The 24,197-nt window shown below is 58.2% G+C and carries 22 protein-coding genes and 5 pseudogenes; 14 read left to right on the top strand and 13 right to left on the bottom strand.

Annotated elements, in window-relative coordinates; genetic code table 11:
* The first annotated feature begins 260 nt into the window (after nucleotides 1-260).
* Nucleotides 261-605, top strand: coding sequence for a helix-turn-helix domain-containing protein (locus INT39_RS19625; RefSeq protein ID WP_193075684.1), 345 nt, complete (start codon nucleotides 261-263; stop codon nucleotides 603-605).
* A 25-nt stretch (nucleotides 606-630) separates the two neighbouring features.
* Here the strand turns inward: INT39_RS19625 and INT39_RS19630 are convergent, their stop codons facing one another.
* From INT39_RS19630 to INT39_RS19665, 8 genes are all read right to left on the bottom strand, one after another.
* On the bottom strand, nucleotides 631-957 hold the full coding sequence (locus INT39_RS19630; RefSeq protein WP_193075685.1) for a hypothetical protein: 327 nt from the start codon (nucleotides 955-957) through the stop codon (nucleotides 631-633).
* A 34-nt stretch (nucleotides 958-991) separates the two neighbouring features.
* Entirely contained in the window at nucleotides 992-1,477 is a 486-nt protein-coding gene (radC, locus tag INT39_RS19635) for a RadC family protein (RefSeq protein ID WP_193075686.1), read from the bottom strand.
* Between the two features lie 38 nt (nucleotides 1,478-1,515).
* Nucleotides 1,516-2,454 (bottom strand): hydrolase or metal-binding protein, encoded by a 939-nt coding sequence (locus INT39_RS19640; protein WP_226944923.1) that lies wholly within the window; start codon nucleotides 2,452-2,454, stop codon nucleotides 1,516-1,518.
* A gap of 90 nt (nucleotides 2,455-2,544) precedes the next feature.
* The gene (locus INT39_RS19645) at nucleotides 2,545-3,555 is read right to left on the bottom strand and encodes a YqaJ viral recombinase family protein (RefSeq protein WP_193075687.1); all 1,011 of its coding nucleotides are present in this window, start codon (nucleotides 3,553-3,555) and stop codon (nucleotides 2,545-2,547) included.
* Between the two features lie 99 nt (nucleotides 3,556-3,654).
* Nucleotides 3,655-4,623, bottom strand: a complete 969-nt coding sequence (locus INT39_RS19650; protein WP_193075688.1) for a DUF932 domain-containing protein — start codon at nucleotides 4,621-4,623, stop codon at nucleotides 3,655-3,657.
* Between the two features lie 91 nt (nucleotides 4,624-4,714).
* A complete protein-coding gene (locus tag INT39_RS19655) occupies nucleotides 4,715-5,035 on the bottom strand; it encodes a hypothetical protein (RefSeq protein WP_193075689.1) in 321 nt (106 codons plus the stop codon).
* A 292-nt stretch (nucleotides 5,036-5,327) separates the two neighbouring features.
* Entirely contained in the window at nucleotides 5,328-6,698 is a 1,371-nt protein-coding gene (locus INT39_RS19660) for an IS1182-like element ISCfr1 family transposase (protein ID WP_096348549.1), read from the bottom strand.
* A gap of 111 nt (nucleotides 6,699-6,809) precedes the next feature.
* The gene (locus INT39_RS19665; RefSeq protein ID WP_036993211.1) at nucleotides 6,810-7,724 is read right to left on the bottom strand and encodes a LysR family transcriptional regulator; all 915 of its coding nucleotides are present in this window, start codon (nucleotides 7,722-7,724) and stop codon (nucleotides 6,810-6,812) included.
* 144 nt (nucleotides 7,725-7,868) lie between these two features.
* On the opposite strand from INT39_RS19665, the gene INT39_RS19670 reads away from it, so the two are divergent.
* The 5 genes and pseudogenes from INT39_RS19670 to INT39_RS19690 all read left to right on the top strand — a co-directional run bounded on the left by INT39_RS19670 (nucleotide 7,869) and on the right by INT39_RS19690 (nucleotide 12,029).
* Entirely contained in the window at nucleotides 7,869-8,612 is a 744-nt protein-coding gene (locus INT39_RS19670) for an SDR family oxidoreductase (protein WP_031633346.1), read from the top strand.
* A 60-nt stretch (nucleotides 8,613-8,672) separates the two neighbouring features.
* On the top strand, nucleotides 8,673-8,897 hold the full coding sequence (locus INT39_RS19675; RefSeq protein WP_013970887.1) for a metal-sensing transcriptional repressor: 225 nt from the start codon (nucleotides 8,673-8,675) through the stop codon (nucleotides 8,895-8,897).
* Between the two features lie 59 nt (nucleotides 8,898-8,956).
* Nucleotides 8,957-10,066 (top strand): S-(hydroxymethyl)glutathione dehydrogenase/class III alcohol dehydrogenase, encoded by a 1,110-nt coding sequence (locus INT39_RS19680; RefSeq protein WP_003291553.1) that lies wholly within the window; start codon nucleotides 8,957-8,959, stop codon nucleotides 10,064-10,066.
* 43 nt (nucleotides 10,067-10,109) lie between these two features.
* Nucleotides 10,110-10,508, top strand: a complete 399-nt coding sequence (locus INT39_RS19685) for a VOC family protein (RefSeq protein WP_193075690.1) — start codon at nucleotides 10,110-10,112, stop codon at nucleotides 10,506-10,508.
* Between the two features lie 185 nt (nucleotides 10,509-10,693).
* Nucleotides 10,694-12,029: pseudogene (locus INT39_RS19690) on the top strand (DUF3422 family protein).
* A 103-nt stretch (nucleotides 12,030-12,132) separates the two neighbouring features.
* Here the strand turns inward: INT39_RS19690 and INT39_RS19695 are convergent.
* Nucleotides 12,133-12,327: pseudogene (locus INT39_RS19695) on the bottom strand (transposase); the annotation flags it as partial.
* Nucleotides 12,328-12,531: 204 nt separating this feature from the next.
* Entirely contained in the window at nucleotides 12,532-13,545 is a 1,014-nt protein-coding gene (locus tag INT39_RS19700) for a GlxA family transcriptional regulator (RefSeq protein ID WP_036993208.1), read from the bottom strand.
* A gap of 63 nt (nucleotides 13,546-13,608) precedes the next feature.
* Between INT39_RS19700 and INT39_RS19705 the strand changes: the two genes are divergently transcribed.
* Nucleotides 13,609-13,911, top strand: coding sequence for a putative quinol monooxygenase (locus tag INT39_RS19705; protein WP_036993207.1), 303 nt, complete (start codon nucleotides 13,609-13,611; stop codon nucleotides 13,909-13,911).
* 78 nt (nucleotides 13,912-13,989) lie between these two features.
* Here the strand turns inward: INT39_RS19705 and INT39_RS19710 are convergent.
* Together INT39_RS19710 and INT39_RS19715 are read right to left on the bottom strand one after the other, a co-directional pair.
* Nucleotides 13,990-15,146: pseudogene (locus INT39_RS19710) on the bottom strand (IS3 family transposase).
* Between the two features lie 88 nt (nucleotides 15,147-15,234).
* On the bottom strand, nucleotides 15,235-16,161 hold the full coding sequence (locus INT39_RS19715) for a LysR family transcriptional regulator (RefSeq protein WP_193075691.1): 927 nt from the start codon (nucleotides 16,159-16,161) through the stop codon (nucleotides 15,235-15,237).
* A gap of 111 nt (nucleotides 16,162-16,272) precedes the next feature.
* On the opposite strand from INT39_RS19715, the gene INT39_RS19720 reads away from it, so the two are divergent.
* From INT39_RS19720 to INT39_RS19745, 6 genes and pseudogenes are all read left to right on the top strand, one after another.
* Entirely contained in the window at nucleotides 16,273-17,283 is a 1,011-nt protein-coding gene (locus tag INT39_RS19720) for a zinc-binding alcohol dehydrogenase family protein (RefSeq protein WP_036993201.1), read from the top strand.
* 44 nt (nucleotides 17,284-17,327) lie between these two features.
* Nucleotides 17,328-18,509, top strand: a pseudogene (locus INT39_RS19725) (L-dopachrome tautomerase-related protein).
* 553 nt (nucleotides 18,510-19,062) lie between these two features.
* Nucleotides 19,063-20,187 (top strand): alkene reductase, encoded by a 1,125-nt coding sequence (locus tag INT39_RS19730; protein ID WP_193075692.1) that lies wholly within the window; start codon nucleotides 19,063-19,065, stop codon nucleotides 20,185-20,187.
* A 66-nt stretch (nucleotides 20,188-20,253) separates the two neighbouring features.
* On the top strand, nucleotides 20,254-21,237 hold the full coding sequence (locus tag INT39_RS19735; RefSeq protein WP_193075693.1) for an LLM class oxidoreductase: 984 nt from the start codon (nucleotides 20,254-20,256) through the stop codon (nucleotides 21,235-21,237).
* Between the two features lie 134 nt (nucleotides 21,238-21,371).
* Nucleotides 21,372-21,677, top strand: a complete 306-nt coding sequence (locus INT39_RS19740; RefSeq protein WP_036993197.1) for an ArsR/SmtB family transcription factor — start codon at nucleotides 21,372-21,374, stop codon at nucleotides 21,675-21,677.
* A gap of 57 nt (nucleotides 21,678-21,734) precedes the next feature.
* A pseudogene (locus tag INT39_RS19745) lies at nucleotides 21,735-22,030 on the top strand (IS481 family transposase); the annotation flags it as partial.
* 39 nt (nucleotides 22,031-22,069) lie between these two features.
* Here the strand turns inward: INT39_RS19745 and INT39_RS19750 are convergent.
* The gene (locus INT39_RS19750) at nucleotides 22,070-22,966 is read right to left on the bottom strand and encodes a LysR family transcriptional regulator (protein ID WP_193075694.1); all 897 of its coding nucleotides are present in this window, start codon (nucleotides 22,964-22,966) and stop codon (nucleotides 22,070-22,072) included.
* Between the two features lie 140 nt (nucleotides 22,967-23,106).
* Here INT39_RS19750 and INT39_RS19755 point away from each other — a divergent pair, with 140 nt between their 5' ends.
* Nucleotides 23,107-24,096 carry a zinc-dependent alcohol dehydrogenase family protein gene (locus INT39_RS19755; RefSeq protein WP_193075748.1) on the top strand — a complete coding sequence of 330 codons (990 nt, stop codon included), beginning with the start codon at nucleotides 23,107-23,109 and terminating at the stop codon, nucleotides 24,094-24,096.
* Nucleotides 24,097-24,197: the final 101 nt, after the last annotated feature.

Below are 24,197 nucleotides of genomic sequence, written 5' to 3' on the forward strand. Positions count from 1 at the left end.
GAACAGGCGGTCACGTTGAAACGGAATGGGTGGTCACGATGGCGCGGAATACGCACCGATCAGCGTATTGATTCTGCCCCGGCCCAGTTGATGGCGTATGTGCCATGGGAGGGAAGGCGAACCTATTCATGCTGACGCCAGTCACAGCTAGATGATGTTAAATCAGGGTGAATTCAACTCTATAAGTTGGATTTCATCTTATTAAGTCCTTCATGTCAATTGGTTGATGCCCAACTATTCAAGGTGACTAGGAGGGCGTTATGGCCACGGCAGTAGAAAACACTTTGGCGAAAAGCATCGGGCGGGCAATCGCTCAGCAACGAACACGTGCCCACCTGACCCAGGAAAAGGTGGCGGCCAAGCTGGGGATCGGCAATGAAGCGGTCTCGCGTATTGAGCGCGGGCTGGCCACGCCGTCAATTCAGCGCCTGTATGAACTTGCGGACCTGTTTGGCTGTGAAGCGGTGGACCTGTTGACTGAGGGGAGTTTGCATGTCGATGATCAGGTGCGGCATCTGAGGCGGTTGCTGGAGCCGCTTGGTACTGAGGACCGTGAACTGGTCCTGCGATTGGTCGAACAATTGAGTAACCGTTTGTCTCGGTGACCCGGGCTCGGCCCCTGTAGGCAGGTCAGTCCGGTGGAGCGTCTTTCATCAGCATAAATCCGCAGCTCAGGCACAGGCTGTCGAACTCACCCAGCCAGTACCGCTCAACATTGGCAGCCAGCGTCCTTCCCTGGGCCTGACCTTCAAGCCTGAAAGCGTGAGCGTCCGATAACACTGTCAGCAGATCACCCACGTGTGTCCAGGGAGCAGGGCTGGACGACTGTTTGCGCTGTTGGGCGCTGTATTCACGTAATAGCACATCCAGCACGCCGGCGAGGGCCGTCAGGGTGCGCAGGTTCTGCCGGTTGATCAAGGTAGCTGACTGGCAAATGCAACAGGTGGGGGTGGGCATGATCGTTCCTCCGATTCAATCAAAAAGGTGAGGGTTACAGCAGAGCCCGTTCTGCAAAGCTCACGGTGTCGGTCCCGCCGACCACCAAATGGTCCAGTACGCGCACATCGATAATTGTCAGGGCGTCTTGCAGGCGTTTGGTCAGATGAATGTCCGCCTGGCTGGGCTCGGGATGACCACTGGGGTGGTTGTGAACCAGGATGACCGCGGCGGCATTGGCGTTGAGAACAAGCTTGACGACTTCTCGTGGATAGACGCTGGCGCTGTCGATGGTGCCGTAAAACAGCCGCTCAAAGCCCAGTACGCCGTGTTGGCTATCCAGGAGAATGACACCGAATACCTCGCGTTCTTCGGTGCTCAGGTTGGCTTTCAGGTAGGCCCGCACCAGGGCGGGGCTGGTCAGGTAATTGCTGCGTTTGAAACGGGCTTCCAGAATGGCATGCGCCCAGACGAGGACTTCTTTTTCAGACAGGTTGGTCGCCAGCGAGCGTTGACTCGGCTGTAGAGGGGTACGTTCCATGATGTTCTCCAGATGGGTGGGCAAAGGGCTGGCCTGCGTCAGCGGGCCTCTGCTGCTGTCGTTGGTGGGTCTGGCAGGTGGCGGGTGCGCTCAAGGATCAGATCGTGCAATGTCGGTTTGGCCTGTCGTGATCTAGGCACAGCAGAGGTCATTGCGTCGTTTTGCTGGCTAATGGCTGAGTCGGGGTAGAACTCGTCCAGTACCTGGCCGCCGTCTTCCTCGCTGTCTTCGAAGGTGCCGTTGTGCAATCCGGCCAGCGCCGCTGCATCCAGTGCCGCTTGATTGAAACCTGCGTCCTGTCGCGCCTGATCCAGCTGTTGAGCTTGCTGCAAAGCGTCCTGCAGGCTGATACCGCTGCGCAGGGTCAGGTCCACGTAGAAGATCGGGGTGCCGTGGCTCTGGCGCGTAGACTTGCCACGTAACCTCAATTCCAGGGGCAGACAGGCCAGCCGGTTGTCGGACAGCGCCTGAAAGTAGCTCAAGCGAGCGAGCAGGGTGCGGATGCTGTTGTAACCGGTGGTTCTGAATACAAAGCTACCCAGCGGATCATCATCGCCAATGACGACATTGAGTCGCCCATAGGGCTTGCAGTTGCCGCCTTGCGCCAAGGGGCAGCCATCTGGTGACGGACAGGGCAGGGACTGGATGCCCTCGGCGGTAGAGCGTTTGCAGGTGTCACCATTGCCCACGCACAGCGGGCGTCCGGTGTTGCGGTCAAACAGGCTGTATTCAGCTCGGAAATTCAATGCCGGATCGTTGAACAGCAGGCGTACCGGAATGGTGCGGATCTTGCCGCCCTGTTCCTGGCGCAGGCTGTCGTCCAACGGATGAGCAAGCCAGCCGTCGCGGGTTTGAACTTGGGAAATAATGGTGAACTGGTCGTCCTTTTCTGGCAGTCGCTTGCGGTTCTTCTCGACGACTCGGCCGATGGATATGCGCCCCAGCGCAGGTGGGGTAATGACGAGACCTTTGATCATGGGACTACTCCTGATAAACGGATACAAAAAAGCCGACGGCGGATAGCGGTCGGCTTATGGCTGAGGTTTGATGTAACGGGTAGGAATGAGTCAGCTGACCAGAAAGCGTCGGCTGCCAGGTTTGCTGACCTGATAACGGGCTTTCAGCTCAGGGCGCTCATTGAGCAGGGCAGTGGTATCCACACCAACAGAATCCCTGGACTTCTTCCAGCTGATACTGCCGTCAGCAAACACCGCCTTGCTGGCGCTGCCGAGGGCCTGTTGAAGCATCTGCTTGAGTTCGCTTTCGCGCTGGTTGAGTTCTGCCTGGGTGTGGCGCACCTGCTTCAGAGTGAAGAAAGCCTCGTTCAACGCCTGATCCTGAGTGAGGTCCAGCTCCTCGCCATCATCTTCGGGGTACAGAAGGCGCAGTGCCCGCTCGGCTGAATCAGAGCCATCTGCCGGTGGTGGCGTATCGGTTTCAACGTAATGCCAGAATTGGCGTTCCAGCTCGATCAGGTGCTTGATCAGCAGCTCATCGCGCTCGATGCGATAGACCTCCAGTTGTTGACCACCCAGCAGGACCGCCACGTCTGCCGCTTGCTTGCCGGTCACCGCCAACTGGTGCATCACCTGCACCTCGACGTACTTGGGTACCCCATCACGCCAGAGCCTGGCCCCGTTGATGCCAGCGGTCTTGCACTCCAGAATCTGCACATCGGCGCTGCCGACCACCTCACGGTCGATATTGGCCAACATCCAGGGGATCTCCGGGTGCTGTAGTACCGCATTGATCTTGCGCACCTTATTGCCTGAACGCCGCTGGTACTGGGAGGCAACAACCGGCTCCAGTACCACACCCCAGAACACCGGGGCGCTGTCATCATCCGGGTTCGGCTTGGCCAGATGCTGGTCGCGGTTGGTCTTCTCCAACCACAGCTCCAGCGGTGATTTATAAGGGTTGAGGCCAATAGCCGCAGACGAATCAGAACTGCCGATACCGCGCTTGCGGACATCCAACCAGGCGTCTCGGCTGAGTTCCTTGGTGCTGACCAAGCGTAAGACTCCGCGCCCGGCCTTCCGAGAGACAGACGCGGCGGGGGTAGATGAATGAGTTTTCATGGTATGACTCCATAACGCATAAAAGCCCGGTCAGCGCTGCTGACCGGGCTTATGCCGTTGGTAAGGGAAAACAGGAATAAGAGAAGGGTAGGCGGGTACTCAAGCGACCAATGCCAAGGCGTGATCCAGTGCTTTCTGTTTCAGCACTGCACCCTGGCCAAACCAGGCGGAGTCCAGCCGATGATCCACGCTGCGAGCGCGTTTCTCATGGTCAACGTACTCGGTCACTGCGCTGAGCAGGCCCCAGGCGGTATCCTGAGCAGATTCCAGCTGCGAGCCACGGCCTTTACCTGCATAGAGCTCCTGCACCTTCTGCAGAGCGCGGTGTTGGTTCAGTTGCCGCCGATCCTCGACATCCTTCTCCGCATCACAGATGACTTTGAGGAAGTATTTCAGGGAATCTGCAGAACTGATTTTGCGGTGTGACAGCGTTTTCATGCGGTACATGAACTCATCCCACTGGGATACCGAGATACCCAGCTGGCGTTTCACTGACTGGGGGTTGAACGCGGTACTGTGAGGTACCCGGATCGACTGAGGTGCGCCGTTCACAGCAATGGCCAGGGTGTTGTTGCATACCACCCGTACCGTTGTCGGCGTGGCTACGGTGGCCAGCGTGCCGTCGCAGGAGGTGGCCAGCAATAGATAGCCGTTGACCTGATCATTTCCCCTGAGCACCGACGCCTGCCCGGTACGGGCCAGTGCCCAGAACTTGCGACCACCCTTGAGCACGCCAGCCGTTTCCAGCTCATAACCGGCGTACTCGGTCAGATCCCGATAGAACTCCAGTACATCAAAGGGCTGCACCACCTTGTAGCGCTTGGACACCACCGACAGCGGTGCCTTGGTGTCTGACCGATATAGCACCTTCTGTTCAGGGAAGGCATGGATGCTGCCCAGGTGCGATGCGGAGTTGGTCACGAAGCGCACTGGGGATTCCTCGATATGCCAGTTCATCCCGGCCTCATGCTGCCAGACCTCCAGCGGCTGATGCTGGGACAGTTGATTACCCAGGCCATGCCAGGGTGTGGTGCCTACATAGGCCATATTTTCGATTTCGTGCGCCATGGTAATTTCTCCAGACGGCATAAACCGCCCGAGCCATATATAGGCCCGGGCCGTGAAGGGAAAGGTAGAAGGGGAGTAGTGGGTTAAAACGTCAGAAATGCGAGCGACAGTCGAGGCAGCGATAACGGCAGAGCAGGTGCTGATCGACCACCTTGCCCAGCCGCAGACCGGCCAGACAGCCAGCAAAAGCACCGGCAATAGCACCGAGCACAGCACCCGCACCGACACCTGCTGGCCCGGCGATGACACCGACCTGCATGCCAATGCGGCTACCGATCAAAGCACCGGTAGGGCCGGACGTGACAGCACCACTGACAGCGCCCGCTACGGTTCCGACAGTGCCACCGACACGCTGGCCGTAATGGGTGTGTACCACCCGCAGCGAACCGCAGCGGGGACAAAGCTTGGTCATAGGGGATTCCTCATGAGACAGGCCAGTTGAGCGGACTGGCTGTGGTAGGCTCATGGGGGTTATGTAGGCTTGAAAAAAGTTTGAATCGAAACTTGGTGACTGACGCCGGTGGTGAAGTGTTTGCTTTCGGCCGATTCTGTTGAAAAAGTAGCCTCAGCGGCAGCCTGCCGATCAAGTGCGCCTGCTGTCGAAGTGGCTGCAAGCCACTTCAAGTTGCCTTCCGGCGTTTCACTGAGCGTCCTTGCTCAGGTTTAAGGGTTAATTTGAGGGTTTCTGCTCGTAGCAGGCGTACCTATCCCGTCAGCGGTGGCCCTTGAGGCAAAAGCTTGGCCATGCGGCGCAGGTTCTGCACCATCGCAGCCAAGCTGAATTCGTCAGTGGCACCCGTTAGGCCACGCAGTCGTAAACGGTCGAGTTTCATGATCCGTTTGAGGTGGGCGAAAAGCATCTCCACCTTCTTTCGTTCGCAGCGAGAGACGAGGTACTCCGGTGTCTTGGCGATGCGTCGAGCCACGTCGCGGGCAGCCTCATGGATGCTGCGGACGATCTTCCGATTCGGCGTGTTGGGGCAGCATTTTGCTTTCAACGGGCAGGTGGCGCAGTCGGTTTGGCTGGAGCGGTAAATGATTGTGTTGGCCTTGGTTACCCGCGATCTTTGCAGGGTAAAGGCGCGCCATTCACTGCGTAGCGGTTTGCCGGCTGGGCAGCGATATTCATTGGCGTCCTGATTCCAGTGGAAGTCGTTACTGGAGAGGCTGTCGTCCTTGCGCTCGGTCTTGTCCCACACCGGCACATGCGGTTCGATGTCCTTTTCTTCGACCATCCAGGCCAGCATAGGGGCGGTGCCATAAGCGGTATCGCCGATAAGGCGTTCCGGTGTGAGATCGAACTGCGCTTCGACACGCTCGACCATCGTCCTAGTCGAATCGACTTCGGCGGTACGGTGCGCCGGGGTAGCTTGCACGTCCATGATCACACCGTGCTCAGTGTCGATCAGGTAATTCGTGGAGTAGGCAAAAAAGGCCGGGCCACCTGGCGCTGCTGTCCAGCGGGATTGAGGATCTGTGAGCGAAATTTTCTTGGGAAGAGCCTCAGCCAGCGCCTCTTCATCAAGGGCTTCGAGGTACTCGCGCACTGCGCGGCTGCTGAGTTTTGGATCGTTCCAATCGACCTCATCTCCCGCCACCCCACGTTGCCGGCTGGCATCCGCCTTGATGATGCTGGCGTCGACGGCGAAACCTTCACTCTTGACTAGGCCGGCTGCCATGCAACGCCGCAGCACCTCATTGAATAACCAGCGGAATAAATCGCTGTCACGAAAACGCCCATGGCGATTCTTCGAGAAGGTCGAGTGATTGGGGACTTCGTCTTCCAGACCCAGCCGGCAGAACCAGCGATAGGCCAGGTTCAGGTGCACCTCTTCGCACAATCGCCGCTCGGAACGAATGCCATAGCAGTAGCCGACGACCAGCATGCGCACCATCAACTCCGGGTCAATCGAGGGACGCCCGATGGGGCTATAGAAATCCGCTAGGTAGGCACGCAGATCACTGAGATCCAGGCACTGGTCGATGCTGCGCAGGAGATGTTGGGCCGGGACGTGATCTTCCAGGTTGAACGAGTAGAACAAGCGCTGCTGTCCTCCCGGTAACTGTCCCATCATGCTGTTCGCCCCCACGCTCGCTGACAACGCAATTTTGCCAACGGCATGGGAAGGCCGCTACTTTTTCAACAGAATCGGCCAAAAGCGGACGATTGCTGGCAGGTATTCAAGCTATGTCCCCAGGCCCTGGGGAAATAGCTTGGGGTTTGAGAAAGCCTGCTTAAGGTGGTCGTACACCAATCGCACCCGCTTCGATACAGGACCCTGCTGCGGGCGGTATATGAACAGATCCCATGGTGCTGGAGCGTGATCAGCCAAAACGGCAACCAGCTTTCCTGACCGCAGATGAGGCTCAGCCAGATAGGCAGGAATTTGGCCAAAACACATGCCTGCCAGGGTGGCTTCCAATTCCGTATCTGGATCATCACAGATAAGCGCTGGCTGCCTGGGCGCGAACGTTTGCCCGTCGGCAAATAGCCAAGGCCAAGGGCGGCCATTTTTCCGGTCGATCAGGACTGAAAGTGGCAGCTTAGCTAAGGCATCCAAAGATTCAGGTGGTGTCTTTTGGCCTATGAGAGACGGGCACGCGACAACGTAAAACGGCACGGGAGCTAAGGCACGTGCAACGTAGCGCCGGTCGCGAATAACCCCCACCCGGATACCAATATCGATATGCGCTTCAACGGCATCAGTCATCTGATCTTCCAAGCGGAGATCGAATTGCAGGTCAGGATGTGCAGCGGCCAGGGGCTGAAGAAACGGTATTAGGAAGCGCCTGCCAATAGCATGTGGAGCCGTAATCCCCACCCTACCTGACAGCTCAGGCTCCGTCCTGTGCGACCGGAATAGCGTATCGAAATGATCCAGAGCTGACCTGGCATCTTTGGCGTAATCCTGACCGAAAGCAGTGATGCTCACCTGGCGGGTATTGCGGTGGAACAGTGATTCGCCAAGCTCAGTTTCCAGGGCTTGAATGGCTCGAGTCACCCCTTGTGGGGAGATGCCTAATCGAGTTGCCGCTTCGCGGAAGCTACCTGCCTCTGCTGCTGTGCAAAAAATCCTAACCATCTCCATGCGGTTAAGCATGTTGCCCCTCCCATTTATTCCATTTTCAGGAATAGCATAATCCAATCATTTCCATTTATTGAGATCAATCATGGGTCTAAAGTTTGCGCACTGCCAGGTTAACCAGCCATGGCGAAGTACAAACCCGCCGATGAGGTTCTCAGCATGAGCAATAACATTTCTGGAAAAGTTGTCGTTATCACCGGTGCCAGTAGCGGCCTGGGTGAGGTTACTGCACGCCACCTTGCTGCGCTTGGCGCTCGCGTAGTGCTGGCTGCACGTCGCAAAGATAAACTCGACGCATTGGTGGCTGAGCTGACCAATGCAGGTGGTCAGGCAATCGCGTATCAGACCGATGTTACCTCTCAGGAAGAGGTCAAAACGCTCATTCAAGGTGCCGTGGACACCTACGGTCGCATTGATGTACTGATCAACAATGCCGGACTGATGGCGATTGCACCGCTCAGCGATACTCGCACTGACGAGTGGGATCGCATGATCGATATCAACATCAAGGGTCTGCTGTACGGAGTCGCGGCTGCATTGCCAGTCTTCCAGAAACAAAACAGTGGTCACTTCATCAACATCGCATCGGTTGCAGGCCTGAAGGTGTTCAGCCCAGGTGGCACCGTGTACAGCGGCACCAAGTTTGCTGTGCGGGCTATCTCCGAAGGACTGCGTCACGAAGTCGGTGGCAGCATCCGCACCACGACTATCGAACCGGGCGCCGTGGACTCCGAACTGAAATTCGGCAGCACCCACCAACAGAGCCGCGATTTCGTGGTGGACTTCTACAAGCATGCAATTCCCGCCGAATCGGTCGCTCGAGCTATCGCCTTCGCAATTGAGCAGCCTGCTGACGTGGATATTAACGAGATCGTTCTGCGCCCAACCGTGCAGGAATTCTAATGAGTTGAGGGCCTGTCTCTTCGGCGTCAGGCCCCGCTTATCTGGAGTGAAAAGCGGTGAGTGCCACATGGCCCGGAAGAAAAGAAGCAAGCGCTCGATGCAGGTGCTGAATGCCCTGCAATTCTTCAGCAGCTTGCAGCTGTTCGTGGGGCTGACAACGGATTGATGGCAACGGTTATGGAGAGCTATCTACGGGAAGAGTTTCCCAGTAGCGAAATCAGGAGCGATTCGCAGAACAAGTCCATTGACGAGACCATCTCCATCGTCCGCTCCTACCTGCGGTAAAGGCACCAGGGTGCCCTCGGTGAGGGAAAATTTAGTTAGCTAGTAAAGGAAGCGACATCATGAAATCACGTGCAGCAGTTGCCTTCGGGCCTGGAAAGCCACTGGAAATCGTCGAGATCGACGTCGAGCCGCCGCGCAAGGGCGAGGTGCTTGTCAGGATCACGAATACCGGCGTTTGCCATACCGACGCCTTCACCCTGTCGGGCGAGGACCCGGAAGGCGTGTTCCCGGCGGTGCTGGGCCATGAGGGCGCCGGCATCGTGGTCGAGGTCGGCGAGGGCGTGACCTCGGTCAAGCCGGGTGACCACGTGATCCCGCTGTACACCGCCGAGTGCGGTGAGTGCCTGTTCTGCAAGAGCGGCAAGACCAACCTGTGCGTGGCGGTGCGCGCCACCCAGGGCAAGGGCGTGATGCCCGATGGCACCACCCGCTTCAGCTACAACGGCCAGCCGATCTACCACTACATGGGCTGCTCGACCTTCAGCGAATACACGGTGGTGGCCGAAGTCTCGCTGGCCAAGATCAACCCGGACGCCAATCCCGAGCATGTCTGCCTGCTGGGTTGCGGTGTGACCACCGGCATCGGCGCTGTTCACAACACGGCCAAGGTTCAGCCGGGTGACTCTGTGGCCATCTTCGGCCTCGGCGGCATCGGGCTCGCTGCGATTCAGGGGGCACGCCAGGCCAAGGCAGGTCGCATCATCGCCATCGACACCAATCCAGCGAAGTTCGAGCTGGCTCGTACCTTCGGCGCGACCGAATGCCTCAACCCGAAGGACTTCGACAAGCCGATTCACGAGGTTCTCATCGAGATGACCGGTTGGGGTGTCGATCACACCTTCGAGTGCATCGGCAACGTCAACGTGATGCGCTCGGCACTGGAAGCAGCACATCGTGGCTGGGGCCAGTCGATCGTCATCGGCGTGGCTGGTGCAGGCAAGGAAATTTCGACGCGCCCGTTCCAGTTGATCACCGGTCGCACCTGGAAGGGCTCGGCTTTCGGCGGGGTCAAGGGCCGCACTCAACTTCCCGGCATGGTGGAGGACGCAATGAAAGGCGAGATCGATCTCGCCCCGTTCGTCACCCACACCATGGGCCTCGACGACATCAACAAGGCCTTCGACCTGATGCATGAAGGCAAGTCGATTCGCACGGTGATCCACTACTGACCGCCCACTACCCATTCAACACCAACCACCAAGGAAATTAATCATGTCCACTCCTGTCATTTCTGGCGATGGCATCTTTTCGCACATTTTTATCGGCGCTGCCGACCTTCAGAAGTTGGTCGCGTTCTACGACGCCGCTCTGGGTGCTCTTGGCATCAAGAACCTCGGTCCTTTCAACAACGGATGGGTACTTTTCGGTCGCGAAAAGCCGGCTTTCATCATCGCCCGCCCGGGCAATGGTGAAGCGCCTTCCAGCAACGGCGTGACGATCGGCTTTGCGGTCGCCACTCCCGCTGAAGTGCATGCCTTCCACGCCGCCGGCCTTGCCGCAGGCGGCACTGACGAGGGCCAACCTGGCGCACGTGGTCACCTGCCGGGTGCCTATGCGGCCTACCTGCGTGATCCGGCGGGCAACAAGGTCTGCTCGTACACCTTCGTCTGAAAGCAAGGAAGCTGAGAGCGTTCTGACAGGGTCAGCACAAGCCTCTATTATACGGCGAGCCTGTTAGACGGACTGTGTAACGCGGTGCCTGCTCATGAAGATCGGCCCGCAGCCATGTGTGAAACGCATGGCTGCGGGCATTTGTTTTGAAGCGTGCTTTTCAACCAATGAGAAATGAGGTCGTTATGAAAGAGCCGGCCAATATCAATACGACGACCGTACAACCCACCCCGACCGCCACCGTGTACGGCATGCCGGCCTATGCCGATCGTGCTGCAGCCGTGGGTGAAGTGCATGCGCGCCCGCATCTGTTGCTTCAGGCCCCCCGCGGTATATTGCAGCTCTCTTTCATGACCGAAGGCGACCAGGCCAGGGATCAGATGGCGATGAGCGAGTTATCTCATCGCTTCGGCGTTGCCGAGCCCGACCACGCTACGCCGCTACACGGCGTGACATGGGATGAGGGAGACCTTCACTGTGAAAAGCACACCGAGTTCTCTACGTATCTCTGGTGCGCCCGTCTTGGATTCCAAGACGGGAGAGCCTTGCGGAGAAAATCCCTTCAAACATGGATTTGTTCCTCCGGGCCCGGTCGTATCCGGCATCCGCTTGAGACTTCTTCCGTGGATGCCAGAAACGGAGAAGGAGGCTGATCGCTTCGATCCTGCCAGCCTGTGCTACTCGCTGGTAGAGAACGGCTCTGCCGCCATCTTGACCGACTTCCGACAGGATGAGGATGGCCTGACGCAGATCCTCATCCTTGCTCGTGATTTGACCCCGGCGCGGGCAGGTGCGCTGGCTCAACGTCTATTGGAGATCGAGACGTACCGTACCTTGGCGTTGCTGTCTCTGCCGTTGACGCGATCGATGACGTCGGAGCTGCGACGCATGGAGTCGCGCCTTGCAGCGATCACTGACGAGATGTGTACGAGTTTGGTAGAACGCCGCGATAGCGACGTGCTGCTTTCCGAATTGACCGGTCTGGCCGCCGAACTGGAAGCTGGCGTCGCGGCAAATCTCTATCGCTTCGGCGCCAGCCGTGCCTACTACGAGATCGTCGAGGAAAGGCTGGCTGCGCTTTCAGAAGTGGCCGTATCCGGATACAGCACCTGGGCGGACTTCCTGCAGCGTCGCATCGCTCCAGCCATGCGGACGTGCCAATCCGTAAAGGAGCGCCAGGCCAAGCTCTCCGACAAACTGACCCGAGCCATCGCGTTGCTGCGTTCGTGGATCGACGTCGAACTTGAACGCCAGAACCGCGATCTGCTGGCTTCGATGAACAACCGGGCCAAGTTGCAATTGCGCCTTCAGCAAACCGTCGAAGGCCTGTCGGTCGCGGCAATTTCTTATTACGTCGTGAGTCTTCTCGGCTACCTGCTCAAGGGCATTCCGATCGTTCACGACAGCGTGGCGCCGGTGATGGCGGTTCTGGTACCTGCGGTGATGCTGACGATCTGGTGGATCGTCCGCAGGATAAGACACGCCCACAGCGACACGGCGGCGGAAGAGAAATCTTCCTGACGAGCTGCCGTCCTGGCGCGCGATAGCTGCGCCGTCCGTTTGAACAGAGGAGAACAACATGCCAAGCAATTCTTTCGGTGAATCCTCTTGTACCGCTGCGGCCTGCATTGAAGCGTTTGTAGACCTTATTCCAGTAGCCAAACGCCTTGGGCAGGTCTCTCCAGGGACATCCCGTGCGCATGCGGTACAGCATGCCCCCCACGGTCATTCGTAGATCACGCTTGTTGTAGATGGCCTTGTGCAGCAGAATTTCCCGCAGCTTCGACCAATGCTCATCGCTGAGCAGTAATCGGGGCATTGCAAGCTCGTATCGATGTTGGGTCAGAGCTTCAACGATACGGGCTTGCTCTTATAGATCAATGGGTTAGCGCGAAATGGCAACAGACCCTAGCAAACCAGTTCAAATAACGTGGCGCAGTAGTTTTATCAGGTCCAAATGCGCCGTTTGGCATGCGTCAGTTTCCCGGCGGTCTCCAGCTGTACATACACCAAACGCCTCTGGTCATCCACCGCGTCGCAACTCCCTGACACCCCGGCCCAGCTTGCGGCGCAACAGGGCCCGCAGGGTCGCCCCATCCGAGTACCCGACCTGTGCGGCGACTTGGTCGACGCTCGCGTTTCCGGTGCGCAAGAGATGGACGGCATGCTCCACGCGCAGGTCCTGGAAATACGACAACGGTGTCTTGCCCAAAACGCTTTGCAGCCGCCGCGCCAAGGTGCGCTCGCTTGTGCCCGCGGCGCTGGCCGCCTCGGCCAGCGAGAACCCCTTCGCGAGCTGACTTCTGGCCCAGCACTCGAAGCGCTCCACCATCGGGTCGGCATGCGCAAGGTGGTCGGGAATCACGAACTCGGCTTGCGAACTGCGTGCCTCGACCAGCAGATAGCGTGCTACTAGGGCCGCCAGCGCCGGACTGCGCCCCCGGATGATGCGCAAGGCCAGGTCGACGTGGGCCAAAGCGGCACCCGCGGTAGTGAAGCGTGTCGAGTTCACGATCATGCGTGACTCGTCCAGCGTGACGTTCGGATAGCGCTGCCGAAACATCGGCCCCAGCCACCATGACGTCGTCGCACGATGCCCATCAAGCAGGCCACTCTCTGCAAGCAAGAAACTACCGGAGCAGGCGGCACCAAGGTGCGCGCCAGCGGTGGACCACTGCTGTAGCGCGGCGACCGCATCGGGCACGTCGGGGCGTGTGAGCCGAGCCGAGAGCGTGTCGGGCATCTTGTCACCAAACGCGGGCACGAGCACGACGTCTGGTTCCGGCACACCACGCGCAGGGACCACGGGGACCGTCAAGCCTTGCGCAGTTCGGATGCGACGCCGCACGCCCACCAGCGTGAGCTCTATGTGCGCGGGAGCCTGTGGAAGCGAGCCCGCCATCGCATTGGCCAAGCCCACTGTGTCGGTGAGCGCCGCAAGCCCCAGATCAAACACGCCGTCACAAACAAGGATGTGGAGTTTCATGGCAACAATGATATCAATATTGTCATTATTGTCTATAGAGATGGCTGTCATGACGACTTAGACTGCAGGCTCGTCGATCCATTCACCTAACCCATTTACCCAAAGGATTACAGTATGACCAAGCTCGCCCTGTTTGTTCGCCTCGAAGCCAAACCCGGCCAGGAGGCTGCGCTTGCCGACTTCCTGGCCAGCGCACTGCCGCTCGCCAACGCCGAGTCCGGCACCACTGCCTGGTTCGCATTGAAGTTTGGCCCTTCGACGTTCGGTGTGTTCGATGCCTTTGCCGATGAGGTAGGTCGCCAGGCACATCTGAACGGCCAGATCGCCGCGGCCTTGATGGCCAACGCCGCGACCTTGCTCAGTTCTCCGCCCAATATCGAGAAGGTCGAACTCCTTGCAGCCAAGCTGCCTGCATGACAACCCGGCCTTGACCAAATCAGGTCACGCTGCAGGATGGGGTCACACGGCCTTACATTGTTTGGGTAAGGAGGGGTTCTACCCCGAAATCACGGACGGTTTGGAAAGAGCTGAAAACTTCTGGTCCTGCTTGACCCGGCGCCGTCGCATCCTGGGGTTGTGGCGGCGCTGGATGTATTCGAACACATCGGACCTGGCGGGATCGAGTGTTGGATACGTTGTGCGATAGATCCGTTCGCGTTTGAGCAGACCAAAGAACCCATCGCAGGCGGCATTGTCGCCACAATGCCCCACCGCACACATCGAGCAGAGCAGGCCGTTGGCGGCCAGGTAGTCCTGGTAATCACCGCTACGAAATTGGCTGCCACGGTCGGAATGCAGGATCAGCGGATGCTGCTCCTGACGCTGCCAAACCGCCATCTGCACGGCCCTGATCACCATCTGCCGGTCCTGCCGGTGATGCATGGACCAGCCCACAATGCGCTGATCAAACAGGTCCAGCACGACACACAGATACAGCTTGGCCTGCTGGGTCTTGATCTCGTTGATGTCGGTCACCCACTTGGTTTCCGGCTCCAGGGCGCTGAAATCACGCTACAACAGATTGCAAACGCCCTGCGGCGTCAGTGCCGGTTGAGCACGCTGACCTCGCCGTTTCGGGCGCGGCCAGCCCTGCAGGCCAGCCGCTGCCATCAGCTGGGCAACCCGGTTCCGACTCGCCGTCAGCCCTTCCTCGGTCAGATCTTCCTGCATGCGGCCGGCGCCCAGTGTGCCCCGGCTGTCCTGATGCAGCGCGTGGATACGGCACAGCAAGCGCTCATTGTCGCGCTGGCGGGCACTGGGCAGGCGCTTGCTCCAGTCGTAGTAGCCACTGGTCGAAACCCGCAGGCAGCGGCACATCAGGCGAATCGGAAACTCATCGCGGCAACGCTCGATCACCTGATACCTCAGGATGATCCCTTGGCAAAGAGCGCCGCCGCTTCGCGCAAAAAATCCCGTTCCTTGGTGATCCGGGCCAACTCGCGCTTGAGCCGGGCAAATTCCTCGTCACGCGGGCTCCCGGTGCCAACAAAGGCGGCTTTCCCAGCCATATCCGCCTCCCGCTTCCAGCGGGTCAGCAGGCTGTCACGGATACCCAATTCGCGGGCCACCTGGGCGCAGCTGACACCTGGCCGACTGGCTTGTTCCACTGCACCACGCTTGAACTCGGCACTGAACTTGCGACGCTTTGACATGAACACTCCTCATGGCCTGTATCGGCCTTCTTGTTAGTGTCCGTGAAAACGGGGGGTGAACCCGGCAGGCGCTCTTTGGCGTTGCCGTTCAATCGATCAAACCAGGATCAGGCGCGAGCGGCGGCAGCTCCTGTTTCAGCGGATCAAGACGACTGCGCAACAGTGCATGTAATTGCTGAACGGCCGGCGAATATTGCTTGCGATGCGGGCACACCAGGTTCAACGGTGTGGGCTCGCCTTGGTAGTTGGCCAGCACTATTTCCAGCCGTCCCGCCTCAATGTCATCGTGTACGTCCAGCCAGGATTTGTAGGCCAGTCCTTCCCCAGCTACCGCCAAGCGGCGCACGATTTCGGCATCGTTGCTGAAAAGTGGACCGGTGACTTGCACTGTCTGATCACCTACCTGCCAGCGGTCATGCGCCCGCCCATTGAGCGAATACAGCAGACAGTGATGCTGGGCTAGATCGGTAGGCTTTTGAGGTCTGCCGTTACGTTCTAGATAATCGGGAGCGCCCACCAGTACACGGCGGTTCCAGGGAGCTAGCGGCAATGCCACCCAGCTCGCATCGTCAAACACGCCGTAGCGCAGGGCAACGTCGACCGGATCTCGAAAAACATCCGCCACTTGATCGGAAATTAGTAGACGAAGACTGAGCGCTGGATGCTGACGGCGAAACTCGGAAAGCCATAACAACAGCAGGTTGCGCCCTAGATCTGATGGAGCCGAAACCTGCAGCAAACCCTGCAGCTGGGTACTTTCCCGACGTATCCGGTCTTGACCTTCGTGCAACGTATCCAGCGCCTCGCGGGCAAACGGCAAGTAGTGCTCTCCTTCGGCAGTCAGCCGCAGGCTGCGCGTAGAACGAGCGAATAGACGGGTATCCAGCTCTCGCTCGAGGCGTTTGATCGCCGCAGCCACCTGGCCTGGAAGCAGGCCGACCTCGCGAGAGACGTTGGAGAAGCTACCCAGCGCGGCTGTGCGCACAAACAACTGAAGGTCTTCGATCCGAACCATTTTCACGCCTGCGATGAAAGTGCTGGTGCATTTTTAGCCTTTTTCCAGAGGTATTGGAAGACGATAATTACCAAACTTTTACTTGTTCCTGACCTTCAAGGATTGGCCCACATGAAAGCTATCGTCTTCACCGAATACGGCCTGCCAATCGACGACCCTCGTGCATTGTTCGACAGCGAGCTTCCAGAACCTACCCCTGGCCCGCATGACCTGCTGGTGCAGGTCAGGGCCATCGCGGTGAATCCAGTCGATACCAAGGTGCGTTCCGGCAAGGGTGCCACCCCCCAGCCCCAAGTGCTCGGATGGGACACGGTCGGTGTAGTGGGCGCCGTGGGTTCCGACGTAACGTTGTTCCAGCCCGGCGATGAAGTGTTTTATGCCGGCGCCATCGACCGTCCTGGCAGCTACAGCGAGTTGCATCTGGTCGACGAACGCATCGTCGGGCGCAAGCCGCGTAGCCTGGACGATGCCAGTGCGGCGGCTTTGCCATTGACGTCGATTACCGCCTGGGAACTGCTGTTCGACCGCCTGGGCATCGGCGAGCACGGTGGAGCAGGGCAGAGTCTGCTGATCCTGGGTGCCGGGGGCGGCGTGGGTTCGATCCTGACGCAACTGGCCCGCCAGTTGACCGGCCTGAAGGTGATCGGCACTACGTCTCGCCCGGAAACCCGGGAATGGGTCAGCGCCCTGGGTGCGCATCATGTGATCGACCACAGCCGACCGCTGGCCGAGCAGCTAAAGCACATCGGTATCGAGGTGGTGGATTATGTGATCAGCCTCACCCACACCGACAGCTACCTTCCTCAACTGATTGAGGTGTTGCGGCCCCAGGGTCATCTGGCACTGATCGACGATCCGGCTGTGCTCGATGTAGTACCACTCAAACGCAAGTCGCTGGCGCTGCACTGGGAGCTGATGTTCACCCGCTCGCTGTACGGGACGGACGACATGATCAAGCAGCACCTGTTGCTCAACCGCGTGGCGGAGCTGATCGACGCTGGTGTGCTGAAGACGACTGTAGGGGAGCATTTCGGGCGCATCGAGGCGGCCAACCTGCGGCGTGCCCATGCACTGATCGAAAGCGGCAAGGCCGTGGGCAAGATCGTCCTGGAAGGCTTCTGATTTATCCATGCATTAGCGCCGGCCACGCGGGCAGGAGCCCCAACATGCGGATCGAAAAGCGGTTCCGCCACACCCTGTTGGCCTTGGCGCTAGCCAGTCCAGTCACCTTCGCCACGCGACTCCAGCCGCTGCCGGCCAGTGCTCCGTCGGCTCGGCCGATTGGTGTGATTGACCAGGTATTTGCCTTCCATGACGCGATGCCCACCGGCGTAACCGTCAGCGAAACCGGACACATCTTCGTCAACTTCCCGCGCTGGGGCGACGCCGTAGCTTTCACCGTCGCTGAAATTCGAGACGGGAAGATCCAACCATACCCCAATGCAGCCATCAATACCGAAGACCCCAACGACCCTGCAAAGGGCTTCATCAGCGTTCAAAGCGTTGTCGCCGACGGCAAGGGGCGTATCTGGGCGCTGGACACCGCCGCGCCGGAGTTCGCCACACCACGTGCTGGCGGGGCAAAGCTGGTAGCCATCGACCTGACCAGAAATCGAGTTGTCAAAACCCTAGTATTTCCACCTGAAGTGATCCTGCCGAGCACCTATGTCAATGACATGCGCTTCGACTTCCGGGTGGGTAAGCAAGGCACGGTTTATGTAACCGATTCATCCGTTTCCGGCCCTGGAGGAATCATCGTCATGGATATCGCCAGTGGCAAAGCCATCCGTCGCCTGAGCGGCGCGGCACAGACCTCTGTCGATCCGGATTTTGTGCCGGTCGTAGAAGGAAAGCCGGCGCTGCTGACCAGGGACGCCGATGGCAAGCCGAAGGCGCTGGGTGTTGCTTCCGACGGTATCGCCTTGTCCGCCGATGGAAAAGACCTTTATTTCTCCCCGCTGTACAGCCGCCATCTGTACGCCGTGTCTACTGCACTACTGCGCGATCCAGGCATAAGTGAGGCGCAGTTGTAGTCCGGTGTACGTGACCTGGACGAGAAGGGAGCCTCCGATGGACTTGAGGCGGATGCTGAGTCCGCCGTTTACACCACTGACTATGAGCACAACGGTATTCGCAAGCGCCTGCCCGACGGCAGATGGCAAACCGTCGTCCATGATCCGCGGGTTCTCTGGCCGGACACCCTTTCCATCAGCCCAGACGGTTACCTGTATTTCATCGCCAACCAGCTGCATCGCTCACCTGGCTTTAACGAAGGTCAGGATCTACGTAGAAAGCCTTACAGCCTGTTGCGAGTGAAGATCGACGCAGCGCCTGCGCCGACGTACTGAGACGGCTGCCGATCAACGTGGCGGCGATCTCGGCGCGCATGGCAGGTGTGGTGCGTACATTCTTGTGCAGAGAGATTTGCATTACAGGCTCCTGGTTGATGGCAGGGGCTGTATCAACTCCCGCAGCACGGTTCGCGCCATAAACAGCGGATGGCGATTTATATCTATGCAATCGTCCGGGATGCGACACATAGGCAACACTGGCGCGAAGCACGGCGCATTCCCAGCTGATCCAGAAGTGAGCTGCAAGGGCGCAAAAATATGCATAGGTGCCGGGAACAGTAGCGACATATTGACATATGTAGATATCGCGAATAGTATTGACTCGTAGCCCGCGCTAGAAACCTCAGGAGGTAGCCCTATGAAAGATTCCAGCGATACCCATCCGAATCACCTTCCCTGGCCGGTATTCGCAACGATATGCGCGTAGCCTACAGCCAGAAGAAGAATATCTACGTCAGCCTCAACGAAGCACCGCTAGGCTCTTCTGACCTCGTTGATCCATGTTCTTTGACTTATGACATCTAATAATTTAGATATGCAGGTAAATGAAGTGACACAATCAGAACTTTTCAAAACCACTCAGCTGGGCCCATACACCCTCAAGAACCGTATCGTTCTGCCGCCACTGACGCGTTCGCGCAGCTCCCAACCCGGCAATATTGCGAACGACCTGATGGCTACCTATTACCGTCAGCGCAGCGGTGCTGGCTTCATGGTGACCGAGGGCACACAGATCGAACCCCGAGGACAGGGTTATGCCTGGACACCCGGCATTCATAGCCCGGAACAGATACAAGGCTGGCGTAAGGTCACCGACGCTGTTCACGCCGAAGGAGGGGTGATCTTTGCTCAACTTTGGCATGTGGGCCGCGTGTCGCACACATCGCTGCAACCCGGTGGTGAAGCGCCCATCGCGCCATCAGCCATCCGCGCGGACAACGTCAAGGTGTTCATCGAAACTGGCCCCGGCACGGGTACACTGGCCGACCCTTCGACCCCACGAGCCCTGTCCACCAAGGAGGTAAAGGAACTGGTTGAGCTCTACGCCCAAGCAGCCCGAAATGCTCTGGAAGCAGGTTTTGACGGGGTGGAGCTTCACTGCGCGAATGGGTACCTGGTAAACCAGTTCATTTCGGCCCATACCAACCAGCGTGATGATGAATATGGCGGTTCGCCGCAGAACCGTCTTCGCTTCCTGCGCGAAATCACCCTCGCCGTTGCTGGTGTGGTCGGCAAGGAGCGCGTTGGCGTTCGCTTCGCCCCGCTGTTCGCGACCACAGACGAAGACCGCGTCTACCTCGGCCTGGTCGAAGAAGATCCTCACCAAACCTACATCGAGGCAGTGAAGATCCTCGAGGAAGTGGGCATTGCCTACCTGTCGCTCGCCGAAGCCGATTGGGAAAACGCACCCGAGCTGCCTGAGACGTTCCGGGAAGATGTTCGTAAGACCTTCAGCGGCAAGATTATCTATGCCGGCAAGTACACCGCTGAACGAGGAAATCGCGTGATAAAAGCTGGCTGGGGCGATCTGATCGCTTTTGGCCGCCCCTTCATTGCGAACCCCGACCTGCCCGCTCGTATCGCCAACAACTGGCCGCTTAACCCAGTTGATCCAAGCAGCATGTACGGCGGTACCGATAAGGGCTACACCGACTACCCGACTTACAAATCCTAAACGCTCAGAGCCACGCCCCATAACTCAGGGGCGTGGCTCAGCGATTGCTGACCGAGGAAGTTAAGCATGTACCAACCGAGCACGATTCCCTACCAAGAGCATAGGGGATTCAAACGGACCTTCAGGCAGGGTCATCTAAGCCTTGGGCTGTTCTTTCCCCTGGAGGCTTTCGAGGGTGACACACCGCGCATGCTGGATCAGGTCGCGCTGGCCAAACGTGCAGAGGCACTTGGTTTTTCGGCGCTCTGGTTTCGCGACGTGCCGCTCAGAGACCCAAGCTTCGGCGATGTCGGCCAGGTTTTCGACCCTTGGGTGTATCTGGGCTACATGGCAGCCCATACAACAAAAATCGCACTAGGCACCGCCTCCATCGCCCTTACTTTGCGTAATCCCTTGCACACGGCAAAGGCCGCAGCGAGCATTGATCAGTTGAGCGGAGGTCGCTTGCTCCTGGGAGTAGCCTCTGGCGATCGTCCCGTGGAGTTTCCCGCATTCAGCGTTGATCCAGAACAGCGCGGCGAGACCTTTCAAGAAAACCTCAATGTGATACGCCAAGCCCATCGAACACACTTCGAGCCCATTCGCTGGAGTCACGGTGAGTTACTGGGGGCCGACCTCGTTCCCAAACCTACGACTCGGGAAATACCGCTATTCGTAACCGGACATAGCCGCCAGTCGCTCGATTGGATCGCGCGTGAAAGCCATGGATGGATCAACTATCCACGTCCGCCAAAAATACAGCGACTCATCGTGGAAGATTGGCGACAGGAAACGGCTAAACAATGTGGCACTATCTACAAGCCGTTCTTGCAATCGCTGTATATCGACCTGGACGAACACCCATCCACGCCGCCCTCGCCTATCCATCTAGGATTCCGGCTGGGACGTAACCACCTTCTGGCCTTGCTGGATACACTTCAGGAAATCGGTGTAGATCACGTCATCCTGAACCTCAAGTATGGTAAACGCCCCGCAGCAGAGGTTATCGAGGAACTTGGCAAACATATCGTCCCGCAATTCGGCGCACAGGTGTCCGATAGTCCTACCTGACAGGACAATAGGATTCCAGTCCAAGCCTGTCCATCACTGCGAAGGGCAGGCGCGGAGATCATGGTGAAGCCTTCCAATTTGCTGCGTGAATCAGGAAGATATCCAGATATCGGAAGAGTAGGTATAAAAAATTCATGACTATTGACGTCAACGAAGCCCTGAAAGCATTGGCGAACCCGATGCGTCTTACCATCCTCAATTGGCTCAAGGATCCCAGGACAGCCTTTCCCGGGCAGGAGGTCGACCCAGAAACGGTAGGCGTGTGCGTCAGTATCATCCAAGAGCGCACGGGCCTCTCGCAGTCAACGACATCGCTTTATCTCGCAGCTCTACAGCGCGCGCAATTGGTGACATCGCAGCGGATCGGCCCTTGGACCTACTACAAACGCCACGATGAGAATATCGATGCCTTCCTCAAGGCGCTGCAAGAAAGAATCTAGGTGTGCAGTCCCACGAAGTCATGGTGCATTCTTGAGCCCTCATCAGGAGGATGCGCTATGGCAACAGGTCTTCATGGCTCAGCCCGCACAACACCGCCCCGCGAGTTCGAGCCGAGCTCCAAGCGTCGCAAGAGTCGACGCGCGCCCTTGCCGCCCGCTACGGACTGAACGTCAAGACCGTAGCCAAGTGGGGTTCGCGCTCGACGACAACAGACAAACCCATGGGGCCTGCCAAACCATGTAGCGTCCGGCTCTCGGATGCTGAAGAAGCGATGGTGGTCGATTTCAGGCGCCGCACCCTGCTTCCCTTGGACGACCTGCTGGGGCATCTGCGTGAAACCCTCCCTCCTTTACGAATACCGGATAGCGTAGGCGTGATTGATTTTCATGCGTTAGAGAGGGCCTCGCTGCCCAAAAGCCTCACGTGCAAACTCCAAGAAGCTGCGCAGCTTTGGAGTCATTCTTCGGTCAGGGGCATAGAGGATGTGCATTGCGGTATTCGGCACCGGGTACTGCGGCAACAGGCGCACCAGTGTCCCATCGCGCAGTGCATCGCTAACCAACTCTATCGGCTGTAGAACCACACCTAGGCCAGCTACAGCCGCTGCCAGCAGTGGATCACCTTGATTGATCGTTAATTTGCTTCTAATAGGAACATCTATACGCCCCTCCGGGCTGTCGAAGCTCCAGTGTGAGCGGCCATCAGAATAGGTAAACCCCAGACACTCCTGCTGCTGTAGATCCCACGGATTGATGATGGGAGGGCGACGTGCAAGATAGGACGGCGCAGCGCATAAAACCATCTGATAGGGCTCCAGTGGCACTGCCTTCAACCCACTGCTCACCAGCTCGCCGATGCGAAATACCACGTCGTAACCATCATCAACGATATCGACCAGCTCGTTCGATAACGTTAGGTCAACAGACACCTGAGGATACCGAACCATGTATTCCAGCAGGCGTGGCGAAAGCGTGCGAACTCCGAACGTGACCGGCGCGTTGATGCGAAGACGGCCGCTTGGTGTGCCCCGAGTGAGGGCAGCCAGGTTCTCGGCAGACTGCATGTCTGCAAGGATCAGTTTTGCTCGCGGGTAGAACGCCCTGCCGAAGTCGGTGAGGCTTTGCCTGCGCGTAGTCCGGTGCAGCAGGGAAACCCCCAGATGTTGCTCGAGCATTTTCACCTGTTTCCCTACCAATTGAGGGGACAGATTCAGGTCGTCCGCAGCGGCGCTGAATGAGCCCAGCTCAACTGCTTTGGCGAACGTGGCCATCTGGGTCAGGCGATCCATTATAAACACTCTGTTTCTAGTAATACGCCATCATAGGCCTTTATCTAGCGCCAACCAATGACTAAATTTTTGTCACCTTTCGAGTGCCCGGATACCTTCCGGATGTACGTCGAGGCCCATTGATAAACGAGGTATTTATGATGGCACGCATTGTCAGAATTCATGAATACGGTGACGCCAGCGTTCTGAAGCTGGAAGATCTGGAAGTATCGGCACCAGCAGCAAACGAGGTGCAGATTAGTGTTAAAGCTATTGGCTTGAACCGAGCCGAAGTGATGTTTCGCAATCACGCATACCTGCAAGAAGCGGAGTTCCCCAGCCGCTTAGGCTACGAGGCCGCAGGCATCGTAACGGCAGTCGGGAGCGACGTAACCGAGATCACGGTTGGTGACTCGGTCGCTCTGATCCCACCTCTGGATATTGCTCGCTGGGGCACCTACGGCGAGTTGGCCAATGTACCGGCCCACCTGGTGGTAAAGAGCCCTGAGAACTTGTCCTTTGAAGAGGCTGCGGCGTCTTGGATGCAGTACGTCACCGCCTGGGGGGCATTGATTGAACAGGCGAAGCTACGGCAGGGCGATTTTGTCATCGTTACCGCCGCGTCAAGCAGTGTTGGCTTGGCCGCCTTCCAAATGGCTCGTATGGTCGGCGCCACATCGATTGCGATCACTCGAACTCACGCGAAGAAGCAGGCCCTGCTTGATGCAGGCGCTGCGCATGTCATCGTCAGCGATGAAGAGGATATCGTCGAGCGTGTTATGACGATAACTGCCGGTCAAGGCGCTCGCGTTGTATTCGATCCTGTAGGCGGGCCGTCCTTTGAACCTCTCACGCAGAGCATGGCGCGGGGCGGAATTTTGCTGGTGTACGGCGCACTCAGCTCTGAACCGACACCATTCCCACTGTTTACCGTGCTGGGCAAAAGCCTGACTTTGAAGGGTTATCTCTACGCAGAGATTGTGGCCGACCCTGAAGCCCTGGAGAGAGCGAAGGCTTTTATTCTGCAAGGGTTGAAGTCCGGTGCGTTGCGCCCGATCATCGCAAAGACATTCGCACTTAGCGACATCCAGGATGCCCATCGTTTCCTTGAAGCCAATCAGCAGATCGGCAAGATCGTGGTAACTGTCTGACCAGCAATTATGGGGCTGAGAGCGTAATCCTTCGGCCCCGATTCAAGCCAGCCCTGATGACCGCTTTTGGCCGATTCTGTGTATCCGTCCGGCCAACACAC

It is taken from the genome of Pseudomonas sp. FME51, assembly GCF_014897305.1.